Origin of the sequence: Priestia sp. D3YE.R1 (genome assembly GCF_049199565.1) — a bacterium.
GTDB lineage: Bacteria > Bacillota > Bacilli > Bacillales > Bacillaceae_H > Priestia > Priestia aryabhattai.
The window spans coordinates 463483-490413 of sequence record NZ_JBLTHW010000001.1; the positions used below are offsets into that span (position 1 = coordinate 463483).

The following is a 26931-nucleotide window of genomic DNA, read 5'->3' on the forward strand; positions in this document are numbered from 1 at the left end:
TGTAGATACGCGAGCAGGAGATTTCTTTTGTTTTCAAGAATATGTGTAAATGAAAACGCTTTTTTAAGAGGTGAGAAAATGATAAAAGGAATTGATCACATAGGAGTAGCTGTAAAATCAATTGAAGGCAGCCTCCCTTTTTATGAAAAGGTATTAGGACTGTCTCTATTAAAAGTAGAAGAAGTAGAAGAACAAGGAGTAAAAGTTGCTTTTATTCAGTGCGGCAACGTAAAAATTGAATTATTAGAGCCGCTTTTTGAAGACAGTGCAGTGGGTGCGTTCATCAAAAAGAGAGGTGAAGGTCTTCACCATGTTGCTTTAGGTGTGCGTACGATTGAAGAACGGATTAACGAGTTAAAGGAAAAGGGTGTACAAATGATTGACGATGTTCCGCGAAAAGGTGCAGGGGAAGCATCCATTGCTTTTTTGCATCCAAAGTCAGCAAACGGTGTTCTTTATGAGCTCTGTGAAAAAACACTAGAGGAGGAGAAGAAACATGGTTGACATCTATGATAAATTAAATGAATTGTACGATAAACGCCGGAAAATCGAGTTAGGCGGTGGAGACGAAAAAATTGAAAAACAGCACCATAAAGGGAAATTAACAGCACGCGAACGAATTGAAATTCTTTTGGATGAACATACATTTGTCGAATTAAATCCGTTTATTGAACATCGGTGTGCTGATTTCAGTATGAATAGTCAAGTAGGCCCAGGGGACGGGGTAGTAACAGGTTATGGCAAGGTAAACGGTCGCTCAGTCTATTTGTTTTCGCAAGATTTTACAGTATTCGGAGGCGCGTTAGGTGAAATGCATGCTAAAAAAATCGCGCACGTAATGGATTTAGCGGCTAAAACAGGCGTGCCGTTTATTGGTTTAAATGATTCAGGCGGGGCTCGTATTCAAGAGGGCGTTATGTCCCTTGACGGATACGGTCATATTTTTTATCGAAACGCCATTTATTCGGGTGTTATGCCTCAAATATCTGTTATCATGGGTCCTTGTGCAGGCGGAGCCGTGTACTCACCGGCGATTACGGACTTTGTTTTTATGGTAGAAGAAACAAGTCAAATGTTCATTACAGGACCAAAAGTAATTGAAACGGTAACGGGAGAAAGCATTTCCTCGGAAAATCTTGGAGGAGCAGCTGTTCATAACGAAATTAGCGGTAATGCCCATTTTAGGGGTGCAACGGAACAAGAGGTACTAGAACAAGTACGAACGCTCTTAAGCTATCTTCCACAGTCTAGTCAAGAGCAGCCTCCTTTAGCTTCAGAGGTACAGAGTGATCATTATCGTCCGGATTTATTAGATGTTGTCCCGTTTGATGCCGTGCGTCCTTACGATGTGCGTCAAGTCGTTCACCAAGTAGTGGACGAGCACTCATTTTTTGAAGTACAAAAAGACTTTGCCAGAAATATTGTCATTGGTTTTGCCCGCATAGATGGAAAAGTTGTCGGACTTGTGTGTAACCAGCCTAAAGTAATGGCAGGCAGTTTAGATATTAACTCCTCAGATAAAGCAGCAAGATTTATTCGGTTTTGCGATTCATTTAATATCCCACTTATTACATTTGAAGATGTTACAGGTTTTTTCCCAGGTATCAAGCAGGAACATGGCGGAATTATACGACATGGTGCTAAAATTTTATATGCATACTCCGAAGCTACCGTTCCGAAAATCACGGTGATCTTGCGAAAGGCGTACGGGGGTGCGTATGTAGCTTTAAATAGTAAATCGATTGGAGCAGACCTTGTGTATTCGTGGCCTAATGCAGAAATTGCTGTTATGGGTCCTCAAGGTGCGGCAAATATTATCTTTGCAAACGACATTCGAGGCAGTGAAAACCCAGATGAAACAAGACACGAAAAAATTGAGCAGTATCGCGAGAAATTTGCTAATCCTTACGTAGCAGCAAGTGCCGGAATGGTGGATGATGTTATTGATCCTCGGGAAACGCGAATAAAATTAATACAAGCGCTTGAAATGTTGCACAATAAAAAGGAAGAGCGTCCAGCAAAGAAACATGGTAACATACCATTGTAGGTTATTTTTGGAGGGATTACATATTATGATTAATGAACAACGAATCGTTGATTTATTTATTGAATTAGTACAAGTAGATTCAGAAACAAAGCATGAAGAAAAAATTGCTGTTGTACTAAAAGAAAAATTTACTGCATTAGGCGTCGAAGTAGTAGAAGATGATGCCAAAGAAAAAACGGGCCATGGAGCCAACAACTTAATCTGCACACTGCCAGCTACAAAAGAAGGCGTAGACACAATCTACTTTACTTCTCATATGGATACAGTCGTACCTGGAAACGGTATTAAACCATCGATTGAAGATGGGTATATTAAAAGTGACGGCACAACGATTCTTGGTGCGGATGATAAAGCAGGCTTAGCAGCAATGCTAGAAGCAATCACCGTATTAAAAGAAGAAAACATCGCGCACGGAAAAATTGAATTTATTATTACAGTAGGAGAAGAATCTGGCTTAGTGGGCGCTAAAGCTCTTGATTCTAGTCTCGTAACAGCAAAATTCGGCTATGCTTTAGATAGCGATGGCAAAGTGGGAGACATTATCGTTGCTGCGCCGACGCAAGCAAAAGTAAATGCAACAATTTATGGAAAAACAGCTCATGCAGGTGTAGCTCCTGAACGAGGCGTTTCTGCTATTACAATTGCTTCAAGAGCCATTTCTAAAATGCCGCTTGGACGTATTGATGAAGAGACTACAGCGAATATTGGACGTTTTGAAGGCGGAACACAAACAAATATCGTATGTGACCGCGTCGATATTTTAGCAGAAGCTCGTTCATTAATTCCAGAAAAAATGGAAGCACAAGTAGCCAAAATGAAAGAAGCATTTGAAACAGCTGCACAAGAAATGGGCGGACGTGCAGAAGTTGATATTAAAGTGATGTATCCAGGCTTTAAATTTGGCGATGGAGATCATGTTGTGGAAGTTGCTAAAAAAGCGGTGGCCAATATCTATCGTCCTTCACGCCTGCTTCAAAGCGGAGGCGGAAGCGATGCAAATGTAATTGCAGGCTTTGATATCCCAACGGTCAACTTAGCAGTTGGTTATGAAGATATTCATACAACAAATGAAAAAATTCCGGTAGAAGAACTAGTGAAGACATCTGAATTAGTAGTGTCGATTATTAAAGAAGTAGCAAAATAATAGCTGAAGCCTCGCTTTTATATAAAAGCGGGGCTTTTTACATAGTGAATAGTAAATAGTCTGAATTTTTTAACATAATGTATAATGAAGAACGGACGGTCGTTTTGTACAATAAAGTTAGTAATACATTTTACCAAAGTAGAAGTTGAAAATAACGTATATAAAAAATATGTAAGCGCTTTCAATTTAGCTTTTATCAACAGATATTCTTGGGAGGTTGATGCAATGCGATCACCGGAAAGTTTGCCGTCCATCATTCAAAATTTTAATGAAGTAGAAAAAGGGTTGTCCAATAGAGAAGCAGTCGAAGAGTCTAATCGATGTTTGTACTGTTATGATGCACCCTGTATTCAGGCATGCCCTACAGGAATTGACATCCCAACGTTTATTAAAAAAATTGCATCGGGCAATTTAAAAGGGTCTGCCGAAACGATTATGTCTTCTAACCCAGTAGGAGCAAGCTGTTCGAGAGTCTGTCCAACCGATGAACTATGTGAAGGCGCGTGTGTGCTTAATCATTCAACCAAACCAATTATGATTGGAGATTTGCAGCGCTACGCAACGGATTGGGCTATTCAAAATGAACAGGTGCTGTTTGAGAAAGGAAAAGCAAACGGCAAAAAGGTAGCGATTGTTGGTGGAGGTCCGGCTGGTCTCTCTGCAGCAAGAGAACTGGCTCGATTTGGGTACGACGTAACTATTTTTGAAGCGGAAAAACAAGCAGGAGGGTTAAATACATATGGAATCGTGTCATTTCGTCTTCCTCAAGCGATTTCATTCTGGGAAGTTGAACAAGTAAAAAGCTTAGATGTGAAAATTAAAACGAACGTAAGAATTGGAGAAGATATTCTTCCAAGCGAATTACTGCAGTCATATGACGCGGTTGTATTAGCTATTGGTATGAGCAAGGTGCCTTCTCTACATGTTGAAGGTGAAGAGCTAGACGGCGTGTATGATGCGATTGATTTCGTGAAAAAAACGAAGTCAGAAGCGCTATCAACAGAATTTGTTGGTAAGCGTGTGGCTGTCATTGGGGCAGGAAATACTGCCATTGATGGTGCTACGTGTTCGGTGCGTTTGGGAGCTGAAAATGTTCAAATTTTATACCGTCGTACACGAGAAGAAATGACGGCTTACGATTTTGAATTTGAATTTGCGAAACAAGATGGTGTTGAATTCCGCTGGTTAACGGCTCCTATACGAATTATTGGAGATGAAAATGGTAAGGTGAGCGGCATTGAATGCGTAAAAATGACGTTAACGGATCCAGATGCAGACGGCCGCGGAAAGCCTGTTCCGGTTGAAGGTTCAACGTTTACCATTCCAGTAGATGCTGTTGTTAAAGCAATCGGTCAAGAACGATACCTGTCTTTGATTCAACAATTCCAGCTGAACCATGAAGACGGAGTTGTCTTAATCAATCAAGAGACGTTTCAAACATCAAATCCAAAAGTATTTGCTTGCGGAGACGTCATTTTTGGTAAAGGACAAGGAGAAGCAATGGTTGTGACAGCTGCTCAGCAAGGGAAACAAACGGCGTTAAATATTCATATGCAGCTAACAAAAGAAACAATGGAAACAGCTTAAAATCAGGAGGAGGAGAAATCTATGGCAGATTTAACAACAAATTTAGCAGGTATTCAATCACCAAATCCGTTTTGGCTGGCATCCGCACCGCCAACCAATTCAGGTTATCAAGTGCAGCGTGCATTTGAAGCAGGATGGGGAGGCGCAGTTTGGAAAACGCTTGGTGATCCGATTTTAAATGTTTCCTCTCGATTTGCTGCCGTTGGCTTCAACGGTCAGCGCGTAGCCGGCTTTAATAATATTGAGTTGATCACCGATCGTCCGCTTGAAGTCAATTTGAAGGAAATCTATGAAACGAAAAAGAAGTTTCCTAACCACGCAATTATTGCCTCCCTTATGGTAGAGCCTCACCAAGAAAAATGGCATGAGATTGTTAAAAAAGTAGAAGACGTAGGAGTAGATGGATTAGAGCTGAACTTTGGCTGTCCGCATGGAATGGCAGAACGAGGGATGGGCGCTGCTTCTGGGCAAGTCCCTGATTTGGTTGAAAAACAAACGTATTGGGCGAAAGAAGTTGCTCAAACGCCGGTCATTGTTAAATTAACGCCAAATATCACAGATATTACAGTTACAGCAGAAGCAGCAGTTCGAGGCGGTGCTGACGCTGTTAGTATGATTAACACTATTAATAGTTTAGCAGGAGTAGACATTCACTCGTGGAATACGATTCCACACGTAGCGGGAAAAGGCGCTCACGGAGGCTATTGCGGCCCGGCTGTTAAGCCGATTGCATTAAACATGGTTGCTGAATGTGCAAGAAGTCCGTTCATTAACGTTCCAATATCCGGTATGGGAGGCGTTTCGAACTGGCAGGAAGCAGTGGAATTTATGCTTATGGGTGCTACGGGTGTCCAAGTATGTACAGCTGCTATGCACCACGGTTTCCGCATTGTAGAGGATATGATTCAAGGTCTCAACTATTATTTGGATGAAAGAGGAATCGAAAAAGTAAGCGACATTGTAGGAAAAGCCGTTTCAAAATATTCCGACTGGGGCAACTTAGACCTCAATTATAAAGTAGTGGCTCGCATTGACCCGGATACGTGTATTAACTGCAATAAGTGTCATATTTCTTGTGAAGATACTTCTCATCAATGTATTGATATGCTGAAAGATCCTTCAGGGAAACCTTACTTAAAAGTACGAGAAGAAGATTGTGTAGGCTGTAATTTATGTTCGATTGTATGTCCTGTGGACGGAGCGATATCTATGGTTGAATTACCAAATGAACAGCCTCCAATGACGTGGAATGAACGCCAAGCTGCTTTACAAGCGACGGCTGCAGAGCGATTAGACGTATAAATACAAAGGGGATGAAGAAATGAAGAAAATCGTTAAAAATGGTGTGGTAGTTACAGCAACAGATACGTATAAAGCCGATATTTTAATTGAAAATGGAGTTATTTCGGCAATTGGATCGGCTTTTGAAGAGCAGGGCTGTGAAGTGATTGATGCAAAAGGCAACTATGTATTTCCAGGAGGCATCGATCCTCATACTCATTTAGATATGCCATTTGGAGGCACCGTTACAAAAGACGACTTTGAAACAGGTACAAGAGCAGCAGCTTTTGGAGGTACGACCACTGTTATTGATTTTTGCTTAACGAATAAAGGCGAACCGCTGCAAAAAGCGATCGGCACATGGCATGAAAAATCCAAAGGAAAAGCGGCTATCGACTATAGCTTTCATCTAATGATTGGAGAAATTACGGAAGATGTATTAAACGAGCTTCCTACGATTATTGAAAAAGAAGGAATTACTTCTTTTAAAGTATTCATGGCCTATAAAAATGTTTTTCAAGCAGACGATGCTACCCTTTATCAAACGCTAGTGCAAGCTAAAAAACTAGGGGCGCTTGTGATGGTACATGCTGAAAATGGAGATGTTATTGAGTATTTAACGGAAAAAGCACTAGAGCAAGGACAAACCGACCCTATCTATCATGCACTGACTCGTCCTCCGGAAATAGAAGGAGAAGCTACGGGAAGAGCTGCGGTGCTGACGGAGCTGGCTGACTCGCAGCTCTATGTTGTTCACGTGTCGTGCGCTGAAGCGGTTAAAAAGATTGCTGAAGCAAGGGAAAAAGGCGTAAATATCTGGGGTGAAACGTGTCCGCAGTATTTGACGCTTGATCAAACCTATCTAGAGAAACCGAATTTTGAAGGAGCAAAATACGTATGGTCGCCGCCTTTACGTGAAAAATGGAACCAGGATGTTTTGTGGAATGCTCTGCGTAATGGCGACTTGCAAACGATTGGCTCAGATCAGTGCTCGTTTGATTTTAACGGTCAAAAAGATCTCGGAAAAGGAGATTTTACGAAGATTCCAAACGGAGGCCCTATTATCGAAGATCGCATGAGTATTTTATTTTCAGAAGGAGTAGTGAAGAAACGAATTAATATCAATCAGTTTGTTGATATAACATCAACGAAAATTGCTAAGCTGTTTGGACTGTATCCGAAAAAAGGAACAATAGCGGTTGGTGCAGACGCCGATCTGCTTATATTTGACCCTTCTGTTGAACGTACGATTTCAGCAAACACGCATCATATGGCAGTCGACTATAGCGCATTTGAGGGAATGAAAATCACAGGTGAGCCGGTTTCAGTGCTTTGCCGCGGAGAATTTGTTGTAAAAGATAAGCAGTTTGTCGGTCAAAAAGGCTACGGACAGTATACACAAAGAGCAAAGTTTAATGAATTAAACACAGCTAACGAGGCTGAAAAATTAACGTTATAAAAACAGATGCCAAAATAGATCGGAGGCAGGGAAATGTCAAGTTACCATGAATATATGGCAGAGCGGGAAAAGATTGATTTTTTGCTGCAAAAAGGATTCAAAATAACGGCCGTAACAGAGAATCTAAGCGGGGCATTTGTGAGGTTTGAACGCACTGAAAATAACCAAACCGAACAAGAAACGCTTCATATATTGACGGCGGATGCTAGAAAATATTTTTCATCCGTATTGATTCAACAAGTATAAAAACGAAGGCTGGGACAAAATTATTTTAGCTGAAGGAAGATCCGAACGATGAATCGTTCGGATTTTTTTATTGGTAGGGTGAACGTAGGTTTCATGTATGCAGGTGCTTCTAGATGTGGATGGGAGTAATTTAGTTATGTCTCAATCTCTTTCTTTACTAATACCTATAAGTTTTTTACTATATTCGCTGATAAAAGTGATCCGTTTTTTTGTTTTTTTCGTTCTAGATATGAAGCAAAATAACTAGATATTATCCATTCGCTGTATTACAGTTGTTACATTTCGTTTACATCGAAAGAGAAAAGGTTTAGTTATCTAGTAAATTGTAGTAAATATTATAGTAGAACGTTTTCACAATAAATCTATTAAATAAAAAAGGGTGTGACACGAATGGATCAAGCTACGCAGTGTATGACACAAGAAGAAACAAAAATTATTGATAAATTAAAAATGGAAATGTTAAATGCAGTGTCACTACAAGATTTGCGTTTTTATAAAAAAGAAATTCACCGAATTAAAGAACAAGCGGTTAAACGCCACGGTTTTTTTAATAAATTACAGCAAACAGCTCAGAAGCTGTAACGATCTATTATCGTTACAGCTTTTTTCGTTTCTTTCATTAAACATTTTATTTCTTCTAAATATTTAATATAATGTAAGAAGATATAGCTTTTGTTCTACACATATGCGAAATGCGCGTTAATGATCCAGGAGACATGATGTGAAATTCGCTAGGGGCGGTGTTGACTTGAAATCATATTTAACAGTAACAGAGATTTTAACAAGGAAACATTTTGTAAACTGTGAAGTAATAGCTGGAGAGAAAGGGCTTACTAATTCTGTGAAGTGGGTGCACGTGATGGAAGTAACGCGCATTAATGAGCTGCTAAAAGGAAACGAGCTCATTTTATCAACAGGAGTAGGCTGGGGAGAAGATCCTCAATCTTGTTTATCATTTCTTCAGCAATTAATTTCTTGTAAGGCATCAGGACTGTGTATTGAACTTGGCACTTATACTTCTAAGATTCCGCAAATTGTGATTGATAAAGCGAACGAATGTGATTTTCCGATTATTTTATTTCACGAAGAAGTTCCATTTGTTGAAATTACGCAAGATGTCCACTCGCTTTTAATTAATCAGCATTATCAAATGATTTCCGATTTAGAACAGTATTCTCATAGGCTAAATCAGCTGCTGTTAACAGTTAATGACCCGGCCGTTATCTTACAGTGTTTATATGAATCTACGGGGCTTCTTGTCGGCCTTAAAGTTTCAAATGAATTACTTACCTTTGCTCCGGAAATGGACTTGCTCAAACAGCAGCTTCTACTTCATTATATAAGCAGTGAAAATGAGAGTCCGCATTTTACTGAGCAGCCTATTCATTTATTAGGACAAGATTATGCTCAGCTGTATGTCGCCTCTATAAATGAAGCGTTAACAGAACTTGAAGTGCTCACCGTTGACCGGACGGCAACGGCACTTGCTCAGCATTTTTTGAAGGACTTGTATGTCGAAGAGAAAAAAAGAGTAGATGAAACCGAATGGATGACAAAATGGATGAACGGAGAGTTAACTCTTGAACAAATAAAAGATTCCATGCACGAGGTGTGCTCAGACTCTCCTATTCGCGGGGGTGTCGTTGTTTGCTGTAAGTGGCAAAGACGGGAAAAGTTTGATCGAACGTATTTTAAGCTTATCCTGCGAAGCATCTTTGAACAAGAAGGCTTCCACTTATTAGTATCCGAGCGAAATCGCGAAGTATTATTTATTCTTTTGAACAAACGAATGGTTAGCACGTGGAGAGAGAGGTTAGAGAACAGCCTTCACCGCTGGATGAATCAATACGAATCAGATGAAAACTCAAAGCGGAACGCCATTAGCTTTATCGGAATTGGCCAATACTGTGAACAGCTCGACTGTATGCATAAAAGCTATGAAACGGCTAAAGAAACGATTTCGATTCAAGAAATGCTGCAAAAACAAACAATTATTCATTTTTATGATGATTTGCATATGTACCGAATTATTTCGCTTTTACATCAGCATGAAGACTTACAGGAAGTGGTATTTGAATATCTGCAGCCCGTTATTACATATGATGAAACGTACAATGCAAAACTCATGGAAACATTAAAAATATATTTAGCATGCAACGGATCTAAACAAGAGACGGCTAAGCGTTTATACATTGTCCGACAAACGCTGTATCACCGCATTGAGAAACTAGAAAAGCTACTGGGTGCAGATTTTATGGAGCCGGAAAAACGATTGGCGATTGAATTTATGATTATGGCATATGAATATTTGTTTATGATGAAAAAGTCGCGTGCAGAATTTATAAACGGATAAGTAAGCAGCTGGAAACAGCTGTTTTTTTATGTTGAGGCTGATTTTACTATATGTTCATTTTAGTTCAAGCTTTTTCCGAATTCACTGCGCAAAATGTGAAACGAGAATCTGGAGTTGTTTCACATTTTGTCTAATGCAACCGCTATTTATTTATTCAATAATAAAGGTAGATTTGTCATTTCTTATTTTTCGAGGAGGCCAAGCGATATGTCAGTTGTGAATAATGATACGCAAGTTTTAAAAAATTACGTGGGCGGAAAATGGGTTGATACGGCAGGGAAAGAATTTGGAGAGGTGATTAATCCATCGACCGGAGAAGTAATTGCAAAAGTACCGCTTTCTACAAAAGAAGATGTAGCCAATGCGGTAGAAACAGCGCAAAAAACATTTGAAACATGGCGTAACGTTCCTGCTCCAAAACGAGCAAGATTAATGTTTGCGTTTCAACATTTACTAGTTAAGCATCACGAAGAGTTAGCGAAATTAGTTGTACAGGAAAACGGCAAGGCTTTTAAAGAAGCTTACGGTGAAGTACAGCGCGGTATTGAATGCGTGGAGTTTGCTGCGGGTGCTCCTACTTTATTAATGGGAGAATCATTAAATAACATAGCGGAAGAAATTGATTCTGAAATGTTCCGCTTTCCACTTGGTGTTGTCGGAGGCATCACACCTTTTAACTTTCCAATGATGGTACCGCTTTGGATGTTCCCGCTTGCCATTGTATGTGGAAATACGTTTGTATTAAAACCGTCTGAGCGAACGCCGCTTTTAGCAACGCGACTTGCTGAACTTTTTACAGAAGCAGGAGCACCGGATGGATTATTAAATATTGTGCACGGTGCACACGATGTTGTGAACGGATTAATAGAGCACGAAAAGGTTAGAGCGATTTCATTCGTCGGATCGCAGCCGGTAGCAAAGTATGTTTATGAACAAGCTGCAGCTCAAGGGAAACGAGTTCAGGCTTTATCCGGAGCTAAAAATCATCATGTTGTGATGCCAGACTGTGATATGGACAAAGCGGTATCACATATTATCAGCTCGGCTTATGGAAGCGCCGGCCAGCGATGCATGGCGTGCAGCGCCGTTGTCGTAGTTGGTGAAAAAGGTGATGAATTCGTTTCAAAATTAAAGCAAAAAGCAGATGAATTAATTATGGGAAGCGGCTTTGATGATGAAGTGCTTCTAACGCCTGTGATTCGAAAAGAGCATCGTGATAAGGTGCTGGATTATATTGAACTTGGCATGAAAGAAGGGGCAGAACTCATTCGTGACGGACGTAAAGAAATGGATGAACATGCAGAAGGAAATTTCTTAGGAGCAACAATTTTTGACCGCGTAACTCCTGATATGACCATTGCTAAAGAAGAGATTTTTGCACCTGTACTAAGCTTGCTTCGCGCTGACACATTAGATGAAGCACTTCGCTATATGGAAAAATCCCGTTTTGGAAATGGAGCAACGATTTATACAAAAGATGCGAAAGCGGTGCGTCAATTTAGAGAAGAAGCAGATGCCGGTATGCTCGGTATTAACGTAGGAGTACCTGCTACAATGGCCTTCTTCCCGTTCTCCGGCTGGAAAGATTCTTTTTACGGAGATTTGCATGTCAACGGCAAAGACGGTTTGAACTTCTTTACACGCAAAAAGATGGTTACATCACGCTTTGACTTTTAACATATAGATGAATATAGCAAGTGGCTTCGGCATTTTGTCGAAGTCTTTTCATACAGAAAAAATACCGCGCTAGCGATTTGGGAGTGGATAAGATGGTACAGGTCAGTCAAAATGAAAAAGATCTGCGTGCAAAAGATGAGCAGTATGTATGGCATGGAATGAAACCATACAGTCCGGATGCAACGATGGTAGCTACAAAAGCAAAAGGGGCTTGGATTACAGATGAACAAGGAAATCGCTATTTAGATGCAATGGCAGGGCTTTGGTGTGTAAATACCGGATATGGACGGGAGGAGTTAGCGCTTGCAGCTTATGAGCAGCTAAAAGAACTGGCTTATTTTCCGCTCACTCAATCTCACGTACCTGCTATCAAACTAGCAGAGAAGCTAAATGAAATGCTAGGTGATGACTATGTTATCTTCTTTTCAAATAGCGGATCTGAAGCAAATGAAACGGCTTTTAAAATTGTGCGTCAGTACCATCAGCAAAAAGGAGAGCATTCTCGCTACAAATTTATTTCGCGTTACCGAGGTTATCATGGAAATTCAATGGGCGCACTAGCAGCAACAGGCCAAGCTCAGCGTAAATATAAATATGAACCGCTTGCCCCTGGCTTTATTCACGTTGCGCCCCCTGATTCGTACCGAGGGCAAGATGACTACCATGCGCCCAAAGAAGAGCTTCAATCTGTAAAAGATATTGACAATGTTATGACGTGGGAGTTAAGCGAAACGATTGCCGCTGTTATTATGGAACCAATTATTACAGGAGGAGGAATTCTTTTACCGCCTCAAAATTATATGAAAGGTGTAAAAGAAACTTGTGAAAAACATGGTGCACTTTTAATTGCAGATGAAGTTATTTGCGGCTTTGGACGTACAGGAAAAGCTTTTGGTTTTATGAACTACGATGTAAAACCGGATATCATTACCATGGCAAAAGGAATTACAAGCGCATATCTTCCGCTCTCTGCAACTGCTGTTAAAAAAGAAATTTATGAAGCGTTCAAAGATAGCGATCAGTACGAGTATTTTCGCCACGTTAATACATTTGGCGGGAGCCCGGCTGCGTGTGCACTGGCATTAAAGAATTTAGAAATTATGGAGAGAGAAAATCTTTTTGGACGTTCTAAACAGCTCGGGGCTTACGTATTAAGTGAGCTGAAGCCGCTTATCGATAGCCACCCATACGTTGGAGACGTAAGAGGTAAAGGGCTTTTAATCGGAATTGAACTTGTAGCTGATAAGCAAACGAAGGAACCGCTAGACGTTAATCTTGTAAATGAAGTAATTGCTAAATGTAAAAGCAAAGGAGTCATTATTGGTAAAAATGGAGCAACGGTAGCCGGCTATAATAATGTTCTCACGCTCTCGCCGCCGCTCAACATTGAGGAAAGTGATATTGAGCTGTTATTAGCTACTGTTACGTATGCGCTTGACAGCATCAAATAGGTAAGTTTGCAAAAAGCCTGTATAATATACTTACAGGCTTTTTGTACGTGTGAAGGAGGAAGTAGAAAATGGAATTGTTATTTTTAGGAACGGGTGCAGGAGTACCGGCAAAACAGCGGAATGTTTCATCTCTTGCGCTCGAACTTTTGCAGGAAAGAGGGGCGGTGTGGCTTTTTGATTGCGGAGAAGCAACACAGCATCAAATTTTATATACAGCCGTTAAACCGAGACGAATTGAGAAAATTTTTATTACGCATCTTCACGGTGATCATATTTACGGATTACCTGGACTCCTTGGAAGCCGCTCGTTTCAAGGCGGAGAATCACTGCTTACTGTATACGGGCCAAAAGGAATTAAAGAATTTATTGAAGTCACGCTGGCTGTAAGTCAAACTCATCTGCAATATCCTCTAGAGATTGTTGAAATAGAAGAAGAAAGGGAAAGTGGAACGATTTTTGAAGATGAAACTTTTTCAGTGGAGTTTGGCAAACTTGAACATGGCATTTTATCTTATGGATATCGCGTTGTCGAAAAAGATTTGCCAGGATCATTGGACGTTCAGCGTTTAAAAGAGATGAGTATTCCCCCAGGGCCTCATTATCAGCAGTTAAAAGAAGGGAAAGAAGTAGTATTAAAAGATGGGCGTCTTATTAATGGACAAGAGTTTGTAGGAGAGCCTAAAAAAGGGAAGGTCATCACGGTTTTAGGAGATACAAGAAGGTGTATGCAAAGTGTTCAGCTTGCTATGCATGCGAATGTGTTAATCCATGAAGCTACTTTTGCAGCGGGAGATGAAGAGCTGGCTTACAACTATTTTCATTCTACTGCAAAAGAAGCCGCTGAAATTGCTAAAACAGCATCGGCCGAGCGTCTTATTTTATCTCATATCAGTTCGCGTTACCAAGGCGATGCAGTCAGCCAGTTAGCAGAAGGAGCAAAAGAAATTTTTCCGAATACCGATATAGCAGAAGACTTAAAAAGGTTTACGATTTCATAAAAAAGACGAGGGTACCCTCGTCTTTTTTTACCATCCGCGTTCGTACTGAACGGGTGCTGAAAGTGTTTCATTTAGTTCTTTTGCCGCTGTGCGCGGGAAGTAAGGATCGCGCAGAAGTTCACGCGCAACAAAAATTAAATCCGCGCGTTCGCTTTGCAGAATCTCTTCTGCTTGTCGTCCGGTCGTAATTAATCCAACTGCGCCTGTATCAATATTTGCCTGCTGCTTAATTTTATCTGCAAACGGCACTTGATAGCCAGGATATACGTTGATTGGAGCATGTACAAGAGCACCGGAACTAACATCAATTAAGTCGACGCCTTGTTCTTTCATCCATTTTGCAAATGCAACGTGATCATCTACGGTTAATCCGCCTTCTGTATAGTCAGAAGCAGAAACACGGACAAATAAAGGACCTTCCCACTCTGTTTTCACAGCGTCAATAATTTCCTTTAAGAAACGATAGCGGTTTTCTGCGCTGCCGCCATATTCGTCGCTGCGTTTATTGCTTAGCGGTGATAGGAATTGATGTACTAAATAACCGTGTGCCGCGTGAAGCTCGATAATATCAAACCCAGCTTCTTTTGAGCGTCGAGCGCTTTCTTTAAAGGCAGAAATCGTTTCATGAATTTGTTCTGTGGTCATTTCCACAGGTTTTTTACTTTTATCATCAAAAGCAATAGCAGAAGGAGCATAAATATCGCCTTCAACAGTTGCTTTACGTCCTGCGTGTGCAAGTTGAATGGCCGTTTTTGCACCGTTTTCTTTTAGCTGTGTCACAAGCTTGGTTAATCCATCTCTTTGCTCATCATTCCAAATTCCTAGGTCTTGAGCTGAAATGCGACCTTGTGGGACGACAGCTGAGGCTTCAACCATAATGAGACCTACTTGTCCAACCGCGCGAGTTGTGTAGTGAACCATATGAAAGTCGGTTACTACTCCGTCTTCTTTTTCGCATGAATACATGCACATTGGCGACATTACAATTCGGTTTTTTAATGTTACGTCTTTCACTGTATAAGGTGAAAATAGTTTTGTTGTCATTTGGTTTAACCTCCAATTATTTCGATACTCTAAACAAAAGTTATTATATCACCGCATTGAATTTTCTTTCACATAATCTGCTTATCCATTTTTGATTATAAAAAAACCTCTTTCTTTTTTTAGAAAGAGGTGAACCTTTACGAGCGTTTACTCGAGATTTTTTCGTCAATCGTATCTCCTAAATATTTAGAGCGAATGGTAGCTTGTTCAATACACTGTATCATCGCTTCTTGGAAGTTATGAGAAATAAGCTGTTCGATTCCTGCTTCTGTTGTACCGCCAGGACTCATCACTTCTTTTCGAAGTACGGCTGGCGTTTTAGGTGACTGTTTCAGCATTTCGGCAGCACCGATAAGCGTTTGAAGAATTAGTTCATTCGACACTGACGTATCCAAGCCTTGTTTTTCAGCTGCTTTTTCCATTGCTTCTACTAGATAATAGATATACGCTGGGCCGCTTCCCGATAGTCCTGTTACAGCGTGAAGCTGCTCTTCCTCTACAGTTGTAACCGTCCCAATCGTTTCAAATAAAGCAGTAGTAACGTTCATATGCTCCGCTGTAGCAAATTTGCCGGGTGCAATGGCTGTAGCCGATAATCCAATAGAAGCAGATGTATTTGGCATAGCTCTTACAACCGCTACTTCTTGGTCAAACAAGTTTACAATTGTGGCAGTCGATACACCCGCTAAAACAGAGAGAACGAGGTGATGGGGACGAATATAGGACTTAATCGTATCGATGCTTTCCGCTACGTCTTTTGGTTTAATAGCAAGCACGACGATATCGCTTTTTTCGATTAACAAGGCATGATTACGCGTAATGTTAATTCCATAGGCGTTTCGAAGTTCGTGAAGTCTTTTGTCGTTGCTATGATTTGTTACGGTGATTTGATTGGGGCGAAGCTTTTTAGCTGACAGCAGCCCTGAGATCATAGCTTCAGCCATTGATCCAGCTCCAATAAAGGCGATATTTAGATCCGTTTTCATTAAAATTTCCTCCAGTCATTTGCTATCCAATGAAAACAGATACTGAGATTTCAGTATCTGTTAAAGGTTTATGTTTGTGTATCTCTTCTTTATAAAATGCATAGTTATCTAAAGATATGAATAAAACTTCACTATATTTCTGTCATTATGCAATGAAAAAGAGAGGGATGTCAATGTAATTTTCAGAAAATGAACGCATTTGTATAAATAAGGGGAAAAATCGTGTAAACTTAAAAGAAAATGCGATGGTAAAGGAGCAAAAATACAGATGAATGAGCAATTGTATAAAATTGTGCTGCCTACTCCTTTTGCGGTAGGAGATGTGAATGTTTTTGTTATAAAAGGTCAGACCGTTACGCTAATCGATGCTGGTATTAAAACGGAGGCAGCGTGGTCTGTATTTAAAGAAAAGCTTAATGAAATAGGATTAAAACCAGATGATATTAAGCAAGTTGTCCTAACTCACCACCACCCTGATCACGTAGGAATGCTTGATTTTTTTGATAAAGATATCGCCATCGTCGGTCATGCGAAAAATCAGCCTTGGATCTCCCAGAATCCGGATTTCTTTGAGTGGTACGATGCGTTTTTTGAAGATCACTTTATGAAAGCAGGCGTAGATGAAAGATTTCGCCCCTATTTAAAACGTTTAAAAGCATCAATGAAGTATTCATGTCACCGTTCTCTTACAACTTCTGTGCAGGAAGGAGATTACATTCCAGGCCTAGAGAGTTGGAAAGTGCTTGAAGTGCCCGGTCATGCTCAAAGCCATATTGCATTATACAATGAAAAAACAGCGGTTATGATTGGAGGAGATTTGCTGTTAAAGCATATTTCATCTAATCCGCTTATTGAACCTCCTATGAAACCAAGCGGCGAGCGGCCTAAAACGCTTCTTCAATATAATCATTCGTTAAGACGTCTGCTTGACTTAGAGATAAGCTGTATCTATACAGGTCATGGAGATGAAGTGTTACATGTCCGTGAACTTGTACAAGAGAGGTTACAAAAGCAAAGCGATCGAGCCGATAAAGTACTTAGCATGATAAAAGAACGCCCTCAAACAGCATTTGATATTTGCAAACAGCTATTTCCTACTATTTATGAAAAAGAACTAGGGCTAACTCTTTCTGAAACAATTGGTCAGCTCGATTTTTTAGAAGATGCAAATAAAATCAGTACACATGAAAAGGAAAGTACGCTTATTTATTCTGTGTGCTCTTAACTTATAAAAAAGGTGTGTTATATTTGAAATCCTCGTTAAAGAACCAACATGTCGTGATTACAGGCGCTTCGGGAGGTCTTGGAGAACATTTAGCTTATGAAGTGGCCAAAAGAGGGGGCGTCCCCGTTTTACTTGCACGTACAGAAGAAAAGCTGCAGCGAGTAGCTGAGCAAATTAGTCAACAGTATGGGATTGCCTCTTACATATATAAAGCTGACGTAGCAAACGTAGAGGAAGTCAAAAGAGTTGTTCAGAAAATGATAAGTGAAATGAAGCGTGTTGATGTGCTGATTAATAATGCAGGCTTTGGTGTATTTGAAGAAGTGAAAGAAGCATCGATTACGACAATTACCTCAATGTTTCAAGTCAATGTTATTGGATTAATTGCATGTACACAAGAAATTTTAGCTTATATGCTAAAAGAAAACAAAGGACATATTATTAACATTGCTTCTCAAGCAGGAAAACTTGCAACGCCTAAATCCAGTGGCTATTCAGCTTCTAAACATGCCGTGCTAGGGTTTACTAACAGCCTGCGAATGGAATTAGCGAAAACAGATATCTATGTAACCGCAGTGAATCCAGGTCCTATTCAAACCAACTTCTTTTCAATAGCAGATCAATCAGGAAACTATGAAAAAAGTGTAGAAAAGTTTATGTTAACACCTCAATACGTAGCTGAAAAAACGGTCAATATTATTGGGAAACCAAAGCGAGAAGTCAACTTGCCTAAGTGGATGAATATAGGTTCGAAGATGTATCAGCTTGCCCCGGGGCTCGTAGAAAAATTGGCAGGGGATGCGTTTAATAGAAAATAACCTGTGTTTTAACCACAGGTTATCAATGGTTTCGTTCAGTAAGGCTGTATTTCTATAAATCTACTGCTCGTCTAAAATTTTTGCAGCGCGCACACAAGAGTCGAATTTTCCTTTATGATTTCCGTCGCAAAAGGGCATCTTTTGCGACTGGCCACATCGGCAGAGTGAAAACGTCGGCTTTGTCTCAAATTTGTTCCCGTCTGCATCAATTAATTCAACGTCTCCAGTGACACGGAAAGAGCCGTTATCCATTACTTTAATTTGTACTTTTGACATAGAAAAACCTCCTTTTTGTACACATCTATATGAAGCGCCAGAGTTTAATGAAAGCGAGATGTGTATTATACTCATTATATAAGCAATTTTCGTTTGTTTATACAATTAGTTTAAAAGGAGTTAAAGGAAAATGAATATTACCTTTACAGATAAAGCGATAGCAAAAATACAAGAAAAGTACGGGAAAGATTCTTCACTATATTTAAAATTAAAATACGATACGGACGGATGCGGCTGTGTTGTGAGCGGTGTAACAACGCTATGGATTGTTGATGAAAAAGAAAGCGATGATGTAACCATCGAGACGAATTTTGTTCCTGTTCTTGTCGAAAAAACAAAGCAAGTATTTTTAGATGATAATATGACGGTTGACTACAATGAAAGTGCATATGCGTTTATGCTAAAATGTCCTTCTCAAATTTTAAATCCGCGCATGTCATTTATCGATAAAACAAAAGAAGCGCTTTAATGCGCTTCTTTTTGTATTTTTTCTAAAAATGATTCAATAACTTGTTCATATTCTCTTGGATTATCAGCATACGAGCGGGCATGAGTGCCTACAGGTGCCAAATACAGCCGTTTTGCACCCATTTTTTTGGCATGCAGCTGCTCCGTCATTTTAGGAAGAATATAGTCATCTTCTTTACTATGGATAAACAGAACAGGATGTTTAATTTGATCTACGACTGAAATGGGGGATACGTCTTTAAATGAATAGCCTTCTCGCCATTTTAAAATAATATTGGCTGCTGGCATCACAAGCTGTTTGGGCAGGTGGAAATCTTGTTTTAAGCGATAGGCAAGAAGTTCTTCCAAGTCTGAAAAAGGGCAGTCGACAATATAAAAATCAGCTCCGTCTTCCATTCCAGCATATAAAAGAGTGGTCGCAGCTCCCATAGATTCCCCGTGAATCCCAAGGGAAATAGTTGAACCTAATTGTTCTTTTACCCAGTGAACAACAGATTGAAGGTCCAGCTTTTCATAATAGCCGTAGCTCGTTGTTTTTCCTTCAGACTTGCCGTGACGGCGATGATCATAAAGAACGACGTTCCATCCAAGCTTCAGAAAAAGCCGAGCATATTTCATAGAGTTCAGTGAATGAACTGTAACTCCATGCGAAAGAATCATAAATCGGTTGTGATCGTGTTGTTTAATAACGGTCCCAGCTATGTTATAGCCGAGAGAAGAAGGAAGCACAAATGCTTCTTTAGGAAGAGCGTTATAGACGTTTTCATCATAAAAGCCATCTTCCGTATCGCGGTCAATAATGACTTTGTCGGTCTTTTTACGGATGTACATCATTTGATTTGTAAAAAAGATGCCAAGAGCGGCAAATGCTCCGAGAACGCTTCCTATTAATAATAGCCATTTTTTCATGATTAGCGGCTCCTTTTGTTAATATAGCTAGTATTTATTATAGCATCGCTCTCATAAAAACCTAATTTTTAACGCTGTGCAAACAAAGAGTATTGCTTGCTTTCAATCGGTCTTGAAATGTAAGGAGCGATAAAATCGACCGCTTCGAGCAGCTTTTCTTCATTAATAGAAGTGGAGATACCCATTTCATGAAGCATAAAGACAAGATCTTCGGTAGCTACGTTTCCCGTTGCTCCCTTAGCAAAGGGACATCCTCCTAACCCGCCAGCAGATGAATCGAACCTGTTAATACCGGCTTGCAGAGCTGCGTAGATATTTGCAATAGCCAATCCTCTCGTATCGTGAAAGTGCGCAGCAAGTAGCGTGTGGGGAAAACTTTGTTTTAATTTCGAGAAAAGTGAAAATACATCTTTAGGATTTGCCATGCCGATTGTATCGGCAACGCTTAGCTCATCCACTCCAGCTTCCACAAAGCTTTCGCAAAGGCTCAGCACGTCACGTTCATTTGTTTTTCCTTCATACGGGCAATAAAAAGCAGTGGAAACGCAGGTGCGAATAAAACATTCTTGCTGCTTAAGCTGCTGAATGAGAGGAAGCAGCGTTTGTACAGCTTCTTCGGTGTTTTTGTTAATGTTTTTTTGATTAAAGGTATCGCTTACGCCAATAAAAAGCGCAACCGAGCGGCAATCAGCTTGCAGTGCCTTTTCCAAGCCTTTTTGATTCGGCACCAGTACAATGTTTCGGCATGTATCAGTCTGAAATATAGGTGCAATAGTAGAAGCATCTGTCATTTGAGGGACCCATTTTGGAGAAACAAAGGATGTAATTTCGATTTCGGATAGTCCCGCTTCTTTTAATTTTTTGATAAAATTAATTTTTTTATCAGTTGGAACAAAATTTTTTTCATTTTGAAGTCCATCTCGTGGACCAACTTCTATAATTGTTACTTTTTTAGGAAATCCCATAAACCGCTCTCCTCCCACAATGTAAACGCTTACTAATATTTATTTTAATTCTAAAAAATTAAAATTCAATAAAAATTATAAATTTTTACAAAAAAAGAGGAATTTCGCAAGCGATGTCGAAATTAATACAAGTGACAGTTAATCACAGTAATCAAACAGTAAGGAGAGGTTTTCGACATGGGTCAAACAGAAGTAGTCATTGTAAGCGCTGTACGTACAGCAATCGGCAGCTTTGGGGGAAGCTTACAAAATGTATCCGCAACAACTTTAGGTGGTACTGTAATCAAAGAAGCTTTAAACAAAGCAGGGGTATCAGCAAACGAAGTAGACGAAGTTATTATGGGAAATGTCTTACAAGCAGGTTTAGGACAAAATCCAGCACGACAAGCAACTTTAGCAGCAGGTTTACCTGAAACTGTTTCAGCATTAACCATCAATAAAGTATGCGGATCAGGACTAAAAGCAGTACATCTCGCTACACAGGCGATTCTTGCTGGGGATGCTGATGTGATTGTTGCTGGTGGAATGGAAAACATGAGCCAAGCACCATACCTATTAAAAAATGCACGCAACGGGTTTAAAATGGGCGATCAAAAAGTAGTCGACAGCATGATCCAAGATGGATTATGGTGTGCATTTAACGACTACCATATGGGCGTTACAGCTGAAAATCTGTGTGATAAATATGAAATTACTCGCGACGAACAAGATGCATTTGCAGCTTCAAGTCAGCAAAAAGCAGAAGCAGCTATTCAATCTGGTCGTTTCGCAGATGAAATTGTGCCAGTAGAAGTGCCTGGAAGAAAAGGCCAAGTAACAATTTTTGAACAAGATGAGTTCCCACGCGCAGGCACAACGGCTGAAAGTCTAGGGAAACTACGTCCAGCCTTCAAAAAAGACGGTTCTGTAACAGCTGGTAATGCATCTGGTATCAATGACGGTGCAGCTGCAGTAGTGGTAATGAGCCGTAAAAAAGCAGACGAGTTAGGCCTAACACCATTAGTGTCTATTAAAGCTAATGCAACTGCCGGAGTAGACCCAAGCATTATGGGAATCGGTCCTGTAAGCGCAGTGAAAAAGGCGCTGGAAAGAGCTGCTGTTTCATTAGAAGATGTTCAATTAGTAGAAGCAAACGAAGCATTCGCTGCACAGTCAATCGCTGTGGATCGTGAACTTCAATTTAACCATGATATTTTAAATGTAAACGGTGGAGCAATTGCGCTTGGACATCCTATTGGTGCAAGTGGTACACGTGTCCTAGTTTCACTTATTCATGAAATGCAAAAACGCGACGCAAAACTTGGGTTAGCAACGTTATGTATTGGCGGAGGCCAAGGCGTTGCAACAATCGTTGAACGTCCTTAATTTTTGATATAGTTTTTATAAACATTAAAGCTATATCACAACGCCACAGATTCCAAACATACTGCTTTGGAACTCGTGGCGTTTTTGTTTTCCTTTGAATTTTGTCTACTAATATAACTTTTTTGACAAAAAAATGATTAAATTATAATTTTTAGTTATATATATATTTAAAAAGAAATAAAAATCTTTTATAATAGATTAGAAAGCGTTTTCAAAAATAACGAAGGGGTGGTTATGTATGAAACAAGTACATACGTCGTTTAAAGAAGCGGTGAAAGATATTCACGACGGTGCTACGATTATGGTCGGTGGTTTTGGTTTATGTGGAATTCCGGAGAATTTGATTTTAGCGTTAGTTGAAACAGGGGTAAAAGATTTAACCGTAATTTCAAATAACTGCGGCGTAGACGACTGGGGACTTGGACTGCTTCTGAAAAACAAACAAATTAAAAAGATGATTGGCTCTTACGTGGGAGAAAATAAAGAGTTTGAAAGACAAGTATTGTCAGGAGAAATTGAAGTAGAATTGCTACCTCAAGGCACGCTAGCTGAAAAGATTCGGGCCGGCGGAGCGGGCATACCTGCATTTTATACACCAGCAGGAGTGGGAACACCCATTGCTGAAGGAAAAGAAGTTCGCGTGTTTGATGGGAAAGAATATTTGCTAGAAGAGGCGTTAAAAGCTGATTTTAGTTTGGTTAGAGCGTGGAAAGCCGATCATATGGGGAATTTAGTGTATAACAAGACAGCGCGCAATTTCAGCCCAATGATTGCAGCAGCAGGAAAAGTGACGATAGCAGAAGTGGAGGAACTTCATCCAACAGGTTCACTTGATCCAAATATTATCCACACACCTAGTGTATATGTTCAATCGTTAATTATTGGTGAACAAGAAAAACGTATTGAGCGTTTAACCGTTCAAAAATAACAAAAGAGGAGAGATTTTTCATGATTGAAAACGGCGTGAACGTGAGAGAGCGAATTGCAAAACGTGCTGAAAAAGAAATTTTGGACGGATTTTATGTAAACCTTGGAATTGGTATTCCAACGCTTGTGGCTAATCATATCTCAGATAATAAAACGGTGGTGCTTCAGTCTGAAAATGGTCTATTAGGCATTGGACCATATCCGAAAGAAGGAGAAGTAGATCCTGATTTAATTAATGCAGGTAAAGAAACCGTAACGGCGACAAAAGGGGCTTCTTACTTCGACAGTGCTGAATCGTTTGGCATGATTCGCGGAGGGCATATTAATATTGCGATTTTAGGAGGCATGGAAGTCTCAAAAACTGGTGACTTAGCTAACTGGATGATTCCTGGGAAAATGATTAAAGGAATGGGCGGTGCAATGGATTTAGTTCATGGAGCGCAGCGCATCATTGTCATTATGGAACATGTGACGAGAAAAGACCAACCTAAAATCTTAAATGAGTGCACTCTCCCTCTGACAGGAAAAGGGGTAGTAGATCGTATTATTACAGATCGAGCGGTCATTGATATTACGGCAGAAGGCCTAAAACTTGTGGAAGTAGCGAAAGGTTATACGGTAGAAGATATTCAACAGTCTACAGAGCCAACTTTAATCGTTGATGAACATGTAAAACTAGATGCATTTTGATTTTTGGTAACAAAAGCAAGAATATGATACAATATCTCTCAATTAAAGTAGCGGGGGAATTGTGATGGCTAAAAAAAAGCAAAAACAATCAGCACAAAAACAAAACGATCAGCTCAGTATCAAAGATCAGCTAAATGATAGCTTATTAAAACAGCTTCAAGCTAAAAAACAGGCGCTTTCTTTAAAAGAAGAAGAGCAGAAAGAAACAGAGCGTAAAGAAGCTGCTCGAATTCGAAAAGAAAAAGAAAAAAATAAATCGTTTGAAGAACTGTTAAATGAAAGTGATATGAACTGGTCCGAGTTTAAAAAATAAAAGCGCCGATAAAGGCGCTTTTATTTTTTAACGATGAGCTTCATATTGATTTGCTTTAAAGATCGATTGCAGCTTGTTAACTTCAGTAGGCTGTAGCGGGGAGGTCTCGACAGCCTTTACGTTTTCACGAAGCTGTGAAGAAGAGCTTGCTCCTGCTACAACTGAGGCTACCGCAGGATTAGCTAAACAGTATTGAAGTGCAGTTGAATTCAGAGAGTGATTTGGTCGTACGTGACGAAATGCTTCTATCGTTTTTGCTAATTCAGTACCGCTATAGTCTAAGTATCCCTTACTTTCGAATGCAGCTAGCTTTTGCTCTCCTTTTTCGGTTAGCAGCCCTTTGGCTACTGGACCTCTGGCTACAACGCTAATGCCGTTATCGTGTAAAAGGGGAAGTGCACTTTCTTCAGGACGTCTGTCCAATAAGCTGTATTGCATCATTACGCTGACAATAGAAGAGTTTTGCACATACTCTCGAATCACATTCGGGCGGATAGATGAAATACCATAGTAGCGAATGACGCCTTCTTGTTTTAATTCTTCAAATGCTTCAATTGTTTCTTCAATATTGTCTTCAACCGTCCCTCCGTGCAGTTGATATAAATCGATGTAATCCGTTTGAAGCCGGCGCAGGCTTTCTTTTACTTCATCTTTTATGTAAGCTTTAGACGGATCCCATGTCCAGCTGTCTTTTGCATCGTTCCAGCGATTTCCTACTTTTGTGGCTAAAACAATATCATGTCTGCGGTTTTTTAGAGCTTGTCCCACAAACTCCTCGTTTAAGCCAAAGTCATATAAATCTGCTGTATCAAAATAATTAACTCCATATTCCAGAGCTTCATCAACCATATTGACAGCGTGTTTCTGTTCTGTTCCAAGAGACATGCATCCTAAACCTAATGTACTGACGAGCAAATCTGAAGTACCTAAGCGTCTTTTTTCCATATATGTCACTCCTTATTTTTTACTTGTTTCTATCTATTGTAGCGCTATGATAGAGGGAAACTCAAATAAGAAGATTAAAAAACTGCAGCACAATTAGTGTCTGCAGTCTGCTTGTTGTTTGTAAGAATTAAAATTTTGAGAGATAGCGTTCGTCCACTCATCAACATACTGAAATTGTTCGCCGTATTCTTTTAACTTTTGCTTGATTTCCCATGCTTTACCGACCAAAATGATTTGCTTCTCGTGAACATAAACTTTCATTTTTTCTACCTCCCAAGATTCGTATGATAGAATATATGTAAGAGTCAAAAAAATAGAACGAGGTGTAGAAAATGGATCATTTAACAGAAAAAATGCTGTCTTCTGAAAAGCTGTTTGGAGGCAGAGTAATTGATTTGTACCTAGAAGAAGTAGAGCTTCCAAACGGAAAAACGAGTACAAGAGAAGTAGTTAAGCATCCTGGAGCCGTAGCTGTCATTGCGTTAACAAACGATCATAAAATGATTATGGTCAAACAGTATCGCAGGCCGATGGATCGTATTTTGGTCGAAATTCCAGCCGGCAAGCTAGAAAAAGGAGAAGAGCCGATTGTGACGGCAAAGCGTGAGTTAGAAGAAGAAACAGGCTATACCACGGATTCGCTTAGCCATATTATTTCTTTTTATACATCACCCGGTTTTGCAGATGAGTTGGTTCACCTTTATTTAGCGGAAGATTTAAAAGTGATGACCACCAAAGCGGAATTAGACGAAGATGAATTTGTTGAAGTAATGGAAGTTACCGTAGATGAGGCGCTTACTCTTATTCAAAACAAAGAAATTTATGATGCAAAAACAGCCTATGCTGTGCAGTACTTACAGTTAAAAAGCGGATTAGGAGAGTAAGAGAGTTTTTTCTTTTACATACGAACGGCAATCTAGCAACTTAAAAGAAAATCCGAACGATGAATAGAGATTCTTGATGGAGAATCAAATTCGTTCGGATTTTTTTAAGGTGATGGTGAACGTAGATTTGATAGATTCAAAAGATTCTTGGCATAGTTTTTGTACTCTATCATACACTCTATTAAGCGATTAATAGGAGGAAGACGATGAGAAAAAAACAATTGCCGTTATCGTATGCAAGACATTTTCAAGAAAACAGTTCTATTTATTTGTTTGTAACCGTGCTGTTTTTAATGGGAATCATTTTTGGGGCTATTGTTGTAAATAGTTTGACGCTTGATCAAAAAGAAGACCTGTATTTCTATTTAAACCGGTTTTTCGGACAGGTGAAGAGTGGAGAAGTAGCGAGCAGCGTTGAAATGTTTCAGCAAAGTTTTTTTCACAATGTTAAATACTTGGGGCTCATTTGGATATTAGGAATTGCTATTATTGGTTTGCCCGTAGTGTTAATTCTGCTGTTTTTAAAAGGAATGGTGATTGGTTTTACCGTAGGCTTTTTAGTCAATCAAATGGGACTCTCAGGGTTTGCGCTATCTTTTGTATCTGTTATGCCGCAAAATATCTTTCTCATACCGGCATTTCTGATCTTGTCTGCGGCTTCAGTTGCCTTTTCTTTGAAGCTCGTGCGGCAGCAGTTTTTTAAAAAAGCAGCGGAGCCTATTTCCGCATCCTTTTTACGCTATAGCGGCACGATGATTGCAATGATATGTTTGGTTGCCTGTGCAGCTACAGTTGAAGCTTACGTATCACCTACTTTAATGAAAAGTGTAATGGCTCTATTAAATAAGTAAGAATAAGTATTAAGTAAAAAGA

At 39.8% G+C, this 26931-nt stretch carries 28 protein-coding genes; 21 read left to right on the plus strand and 7 right to left on the minus strand.

What is annotated here, in order from left to right; translation table 11 throughout:
* Positions 1 to 78 precede the first annotated feature (78 nt).
* The 12 genes from mce (at position 79) to rnz (ending at position 14243) form a co-directional block, all read left to right on the plus strand.
* On the plus strand, positions 79 to 504 hold the full coding sequence (gene mce, locus ACOZIR_RS02405; protein ID WP_045293005.1) for a methylmalonyl-CoA epimerase: 426 nt from the start codon (positions 79 to 81) through the stop codon (positions 502 to 504).
* Positions 497 to 2047 (plus strand): acyl-CoA carboxylase subunit beta, encoded by a 1551-nt coding sequence (locus ACOZIR_RS02410; RefSeq protein WP_310878386.1) that lies wholly within the window; start codon positions 497 to 499, stop codon positions 2045 to 2047. Before mce ends, ACOZIR_RS02410 begins: the two co-directional genes overlap by 8 nt.
* 25 nt (positions 2048 to 2072) lie before the next feature.
* Positions 2073 to 3191 carry a tripeptidase T gene (locus ACOZIR_RS02415; protein WP_421535504.1) on the plus strand — a complete coding sequence of 373 codons (1119 nt, stop codon included), beginning with the start codon at positions 2073 to 2075 and terminating at the stop codon, positions 3189 to 3191.
* Between the two features lie 225 nt (positions 3192 to 3416).
* Positions 3417 to 4778: an NAD(P)-dependent oxidoreductase gene (locus tag ACOZIR_RS02420; RefSeq protein WP_328120143.1), complete on the plus strand. Its 1362-nt coding sequence runs from the start codon at positions 3417 to 3419 to the stop codon at positions 4776 to 4778.
* Between the two features lie 21 nt (positions 4779 to 4799).
* The gene (gene preA / locus ACOZIR_RS02425; protein ID WP_328120144.1) at positions 4800 to 6080 is read left to right on the plus strand and encodes an NAD-dependent dihydropyrimidine dehydrogenase subunit PreA; all 1281 of its coding nucleotides are present in this window, start codon (positions 4800 to 4802) and stop codon (positions 6078 to 6080) included.
* A gap of 19 nt (positions 6081 to 6099) precedes the next feature.
* The gene (gene hydA / locus ACOZIR_RS02430) at positions 6100 to 7518 is read left to right on the plus strand and encodes a dihydropyrimidinase (RefSeq protein ID WP_328120145.1); all 1419 of its coding nucleotides are present in this window, start codon (positions 6100 to 6102) and stop codon (positions 7516 to 7518) included.
* Positions 7519 to 7551: 33 nt separating this feature from the next.
* Positions 7552 to 7764 (plus strand): hypothetical protein, encoded by a 213-nt coding sequence (locus tag ACOZIR_RS02435; RefSeq protein ID WP_045292986.1) that lies wholly within the window; start codon positions 7552 to 7554, stop codon positions 7762 to 7764.
* A 390-nt stretch (positions 7765 to 8154) separates the two neighbouring features.
* On the plus strand, positions 8155 to 8346 hold the full coding sequence (locus ACOZIR_RS02440) for a hypothetical protein (protein ID WP_013059103.1): 192 nt from the start codon (positions 8155 to 8157) through the stop codon (positions 8344 to 8346).
* A gap of 139 nt (positions 8347 to 8485) precedes the next feature.
* Positions 8486 to 10117, plus strand: a complete 1632-nt coding sequence (locus tag ACOZIR_RS02445) for a PucR family transcriptional regulator (RefSeq protein ID WP_328120146.1) — start codon at positions 8486 to 8488, stop codon at positions 10115 to 10117.
* 207 nt (positions 10118 to 10324) lie between these two features.
* On the plus strand, positions 10325 to 11794 hold the full coding sequence (locus ACOZIR_RS02450) for a CoA-acylating methylmalonate-semialdehyde dehydrogenase (protein WP_045292981.1): 1470 nt from the start codon (positions 10325 to 10327) through the stop codon (positions 11792 to 11794).
* A 92-nt stretch (positions 11795 to 11886) separates the two neighbouring features.
* A complete protein-coding gene (locus tag ACOZIR_RS02455; protein WP_045292979.1) occupies positions 11887 to 13245 on the plus strand; it encodes an aspartate aminotransferase family protein in 1359 nt (452 codons plus the stop codon).
* A gap of 68 nt (positions 13246 to 13313) precedes the next feature.
* Entirely contained in the window at positions 13314 to 14243 is a 930-nt protein-coding gene (gene rnz, locus ACOZIR_RS02460) for a ribonuclease Z (protein WP_328120147.1), read from the plus strand.
* Positions 14244 to 14270: 27 nt separating this feature from the next.
* Here rnz and namA read toward each other — a convergent pair whose 3' ends face one another.
* Together namA and proI are read right to left on the minus strand one after the other, a co-directional pair.
* On the minus strand, positions 14271 to 15287 hold the full coding sequence (gene namA / locus ACOZIR_RS02465) for an NADPH dehydrogenase NamA (RefSeq protein ID WP_071270754.1): 1017 nt from the start codon (positions 15285 to 15287) through the stop codon (positions 14271 to 14273).
* A 137-nt stretch (positions 15288 to 15424) separates the two neighbouring features.
* Positions 15425 to 16273 carry a pyrroline-5-carboxylate reductase ProI gene (gene proI, locus ACOZIR_RS02470; protein ID WP_310878391.1) on the minus strand — a complete coding sequence of 283 codons (849 nt, stop codon included), beginning with the start codon at positions 16271 to 16273 and terminating at the stop codon, positions 15425 to 15427.
* 268 nt (positions 16274 to 16541) lie between these two features.
* Between proI and ACOZIR_RS02475 the strand changes: the two genes are divergently transcribed.
* Together ACOZIR_RS02475 and ACOZIR_RS02480 are read left to right on the plus strand one after the other, a co-directional pair.
* Entirely contained in the window at positions 16542 to 17498 is a 957-nt protein-coding gene (locus ACOZIR_RS02475) for an MBL fold metallo-hydrolase (RefSeq protein WP_028411561.1), read from the plus strand.
* 23 nt (positions 17499 to 17521) lie between these two features.
* Positions 17522 to 18316 (plus strand): SDR family NAD(P)-dependent oxidoreductase, encoded by a 795-nt coding sequence (locus tag ACOZIR_RS02480; protein ID WP_328120148.1) that lies wholly within the window; start codon positions 17522 to 17524, stop codon positions 18314 to 18316.
* A 60-nt stretch (positions 18317 to 18376) separates the two neighbouring features.
* Here the strand turns inward: ACOZIR_RS02480 and ACOZIR_RS02485 are convergent, their stop codons facing one another.
* Positions 18377 to 18592, minus strand: coding sequence for a CDGSH iron-sulfur domain-containing protein (locus ACOZIR_RS02485; RefSeq protein ID WP_013059094.1), 216 nt, complete (start codon positions 18590 to 18592; stop codon positions 18377 to 18379).
* A gap of 130 nt (positions 18593 to 18722) precedes the next feature.
* On the opposite strand from ACOZIR_RS02485, the gene ACOZIR_RS02490 reads away from it, so the two are divergent.
* Entirely contained in the window at positions 18723 to 19061 is a 339-nt protein-coding gene (locus tag ACOZIR_RS02490) for an iron-sulfur cluster biosynthesis family protein (protein WP_045292968.1), read from the plus strand.
* On the opposite strand, the gene ACOZIR_RS02495 is transcribed toward ACOZIR_RS02490, so the two are convergent.
* Both ACOZIR_RS02495 and ACOZIR_RS02500 read right to left on the minus strand, forming a co-directional pair.
* Positions 19058 to 19969 carry an alpha/beta hydrolase gene (locus tag ACOZIR_RS02495; RefSeq protein ID WP_045292967.1) on the minus strand — a complete coding sequence of 304 codons (912 nt, stop codon included), beginning with the start codon at positions 19967 to 19969 and terminating at the stop codon, positions 19058 to 19060. The two genes, ACOZIR_RS02490 and ACOZIR_RS02495, sit on opposite strands and share 4 nt — an antisense overlap.
* 68 nt (positions 19970 to 20037) lie before the next feature.
* Positions 20038 to 20934, minus strand: coding sequence for a hydroxymethylglutaryl-CoA lyase (locus ACOZIR_RS02500; RefSeq protein ID WP_421535505.1), 897 nt, complete (start codon positions 20932 to 20934; stop codon positions 20038 to 20040).
* Between the two features lie 177 nt (positions 20935 to 21111).
* Between ACOZIR_RS02500 and ACOZIR_RS02505 the strand changes: the two genes are divergently transcribed.
* The 4 genes from ACOZIR_RS02505 to ACOZIR_RS02520 all read left to right on the plus strand — a co-directional run bounded on the left by ACOZIR_RS02505 (position 21112) and on the right by ACOZIR_RS02520 (position 24229).
* Complete coding sequence (locus tag ACOZIR_RS02505; protein ID WP_028411556.1) at positions 21112 to 22299, plus strand: acetyl-CoA C-acetyltransferase; 1188 nt, start codon at positions 21112 to 21114, stop codon at positions 22297 to 22299.
* A gap of 238 nt (positions 22300 to 22537) precedes the next feature.
* Positions 22538 to 23227 (plus strand): CoA transferase subunit A, encoded by a 690-nt coding sequence (locus tag ACOZIR_RS02510; RefSeq protein ID WP_013059089.1) that lies wholly within the window; start codon positions 22538 to 22540, stop codon positions 23225 to 23227.
* A gap of 20 nt (positions 23228 to 23247) precedes the next feature.
* On the plus strand, positions 23248 to 23916 hold the full coding sequence (locus ACOZIR_RS02515; protein ID WP_045292964.1) for a 3-oxoacid CoA-transferase subunit B: 669 nt from the start codon (positions 23248 to 23250) through the stop codon (positions 23914 to 23916).
* A 64-nt stretch (positions 23917 to 23980) separates the two neighbouring features.
* Positions 23981 to 24229, plus strand: coding sequence for a YqkE family protein (locus tag ACOZIR_RS02520; protein ID WP_033579729.1), 249 nt, complete (start codon positions 23981 to 23983; stop codon positions 24227 to 24229).
* A 27-nt stretch (positions 24230 to 24256) separates the two neighbouring features.
* Here ACOZIR_RS02520 and ACOZIR_RS02525 read toward each other — a convergent pair whose 3' ends face one another.
* Together ACOZIR_RS02525 and mciZ are read right to left on the minus strand one after the other, a co-directional pair.
* Positions 24257 to 25174: an aldo/keto reductase gene (locus ACOZIR_RS02525; RefSeq protein ID WP_310878394.1), complete on the minus strand. Its 918-nt coding sequence runs from the start codon at positions 25172 to 25174 to the stop codon at positions 24257 to 24259.
* A 93-nt stretch (positions 25175 to 25267) separates the two neighbouring features.
* The gene (mciZ, locus tag ACOZIR_RS02530) at positions 25268 to 25435 is read right to left on the minus strand and encodes a Z-ring formation inhibitor MciZ (RefSeq protein WP_033579730.1); all 168 of its coding nucleotides are present in this window, start codon (positions 25433 to 25435) and stop codon (positions 25268 to 25270) included.
* A 71-nt stretch (positions 25436 to 25506) separates the two neighbouring features.
* Between mciZ and ACOZIR_RS02535 the strand changes: the two genes are divergently transcribed.
* Both ACOZIR_RS02535 and spoIIM read left to right on the plus strand, forming a co-directional pair.
* Entirely contained in the window at positions 25507 to 26058 is a 552-nt protein-coding gene (locus tag ACOZIR_RS02535) for an NUDIX hydrolase (protein WP_045292961.1), read from the plus strand.
* A 206-nt stretch (positions 26059 to 26264) separates the two neighbouring features.
* A complete protein-coding gene (gene spoIIM, locus ACOZIR_RS02540; RefSeq protein ID WP_025750451.1) occupies positions 26265 to 26909 on the plus strand; it encodes a stage II sporulation protein M in 645 nt (214 codons plus the stop codon).
* The last annotated feature ends 22 nt before the right edge of the window (positions 26910 to 26931 follow it).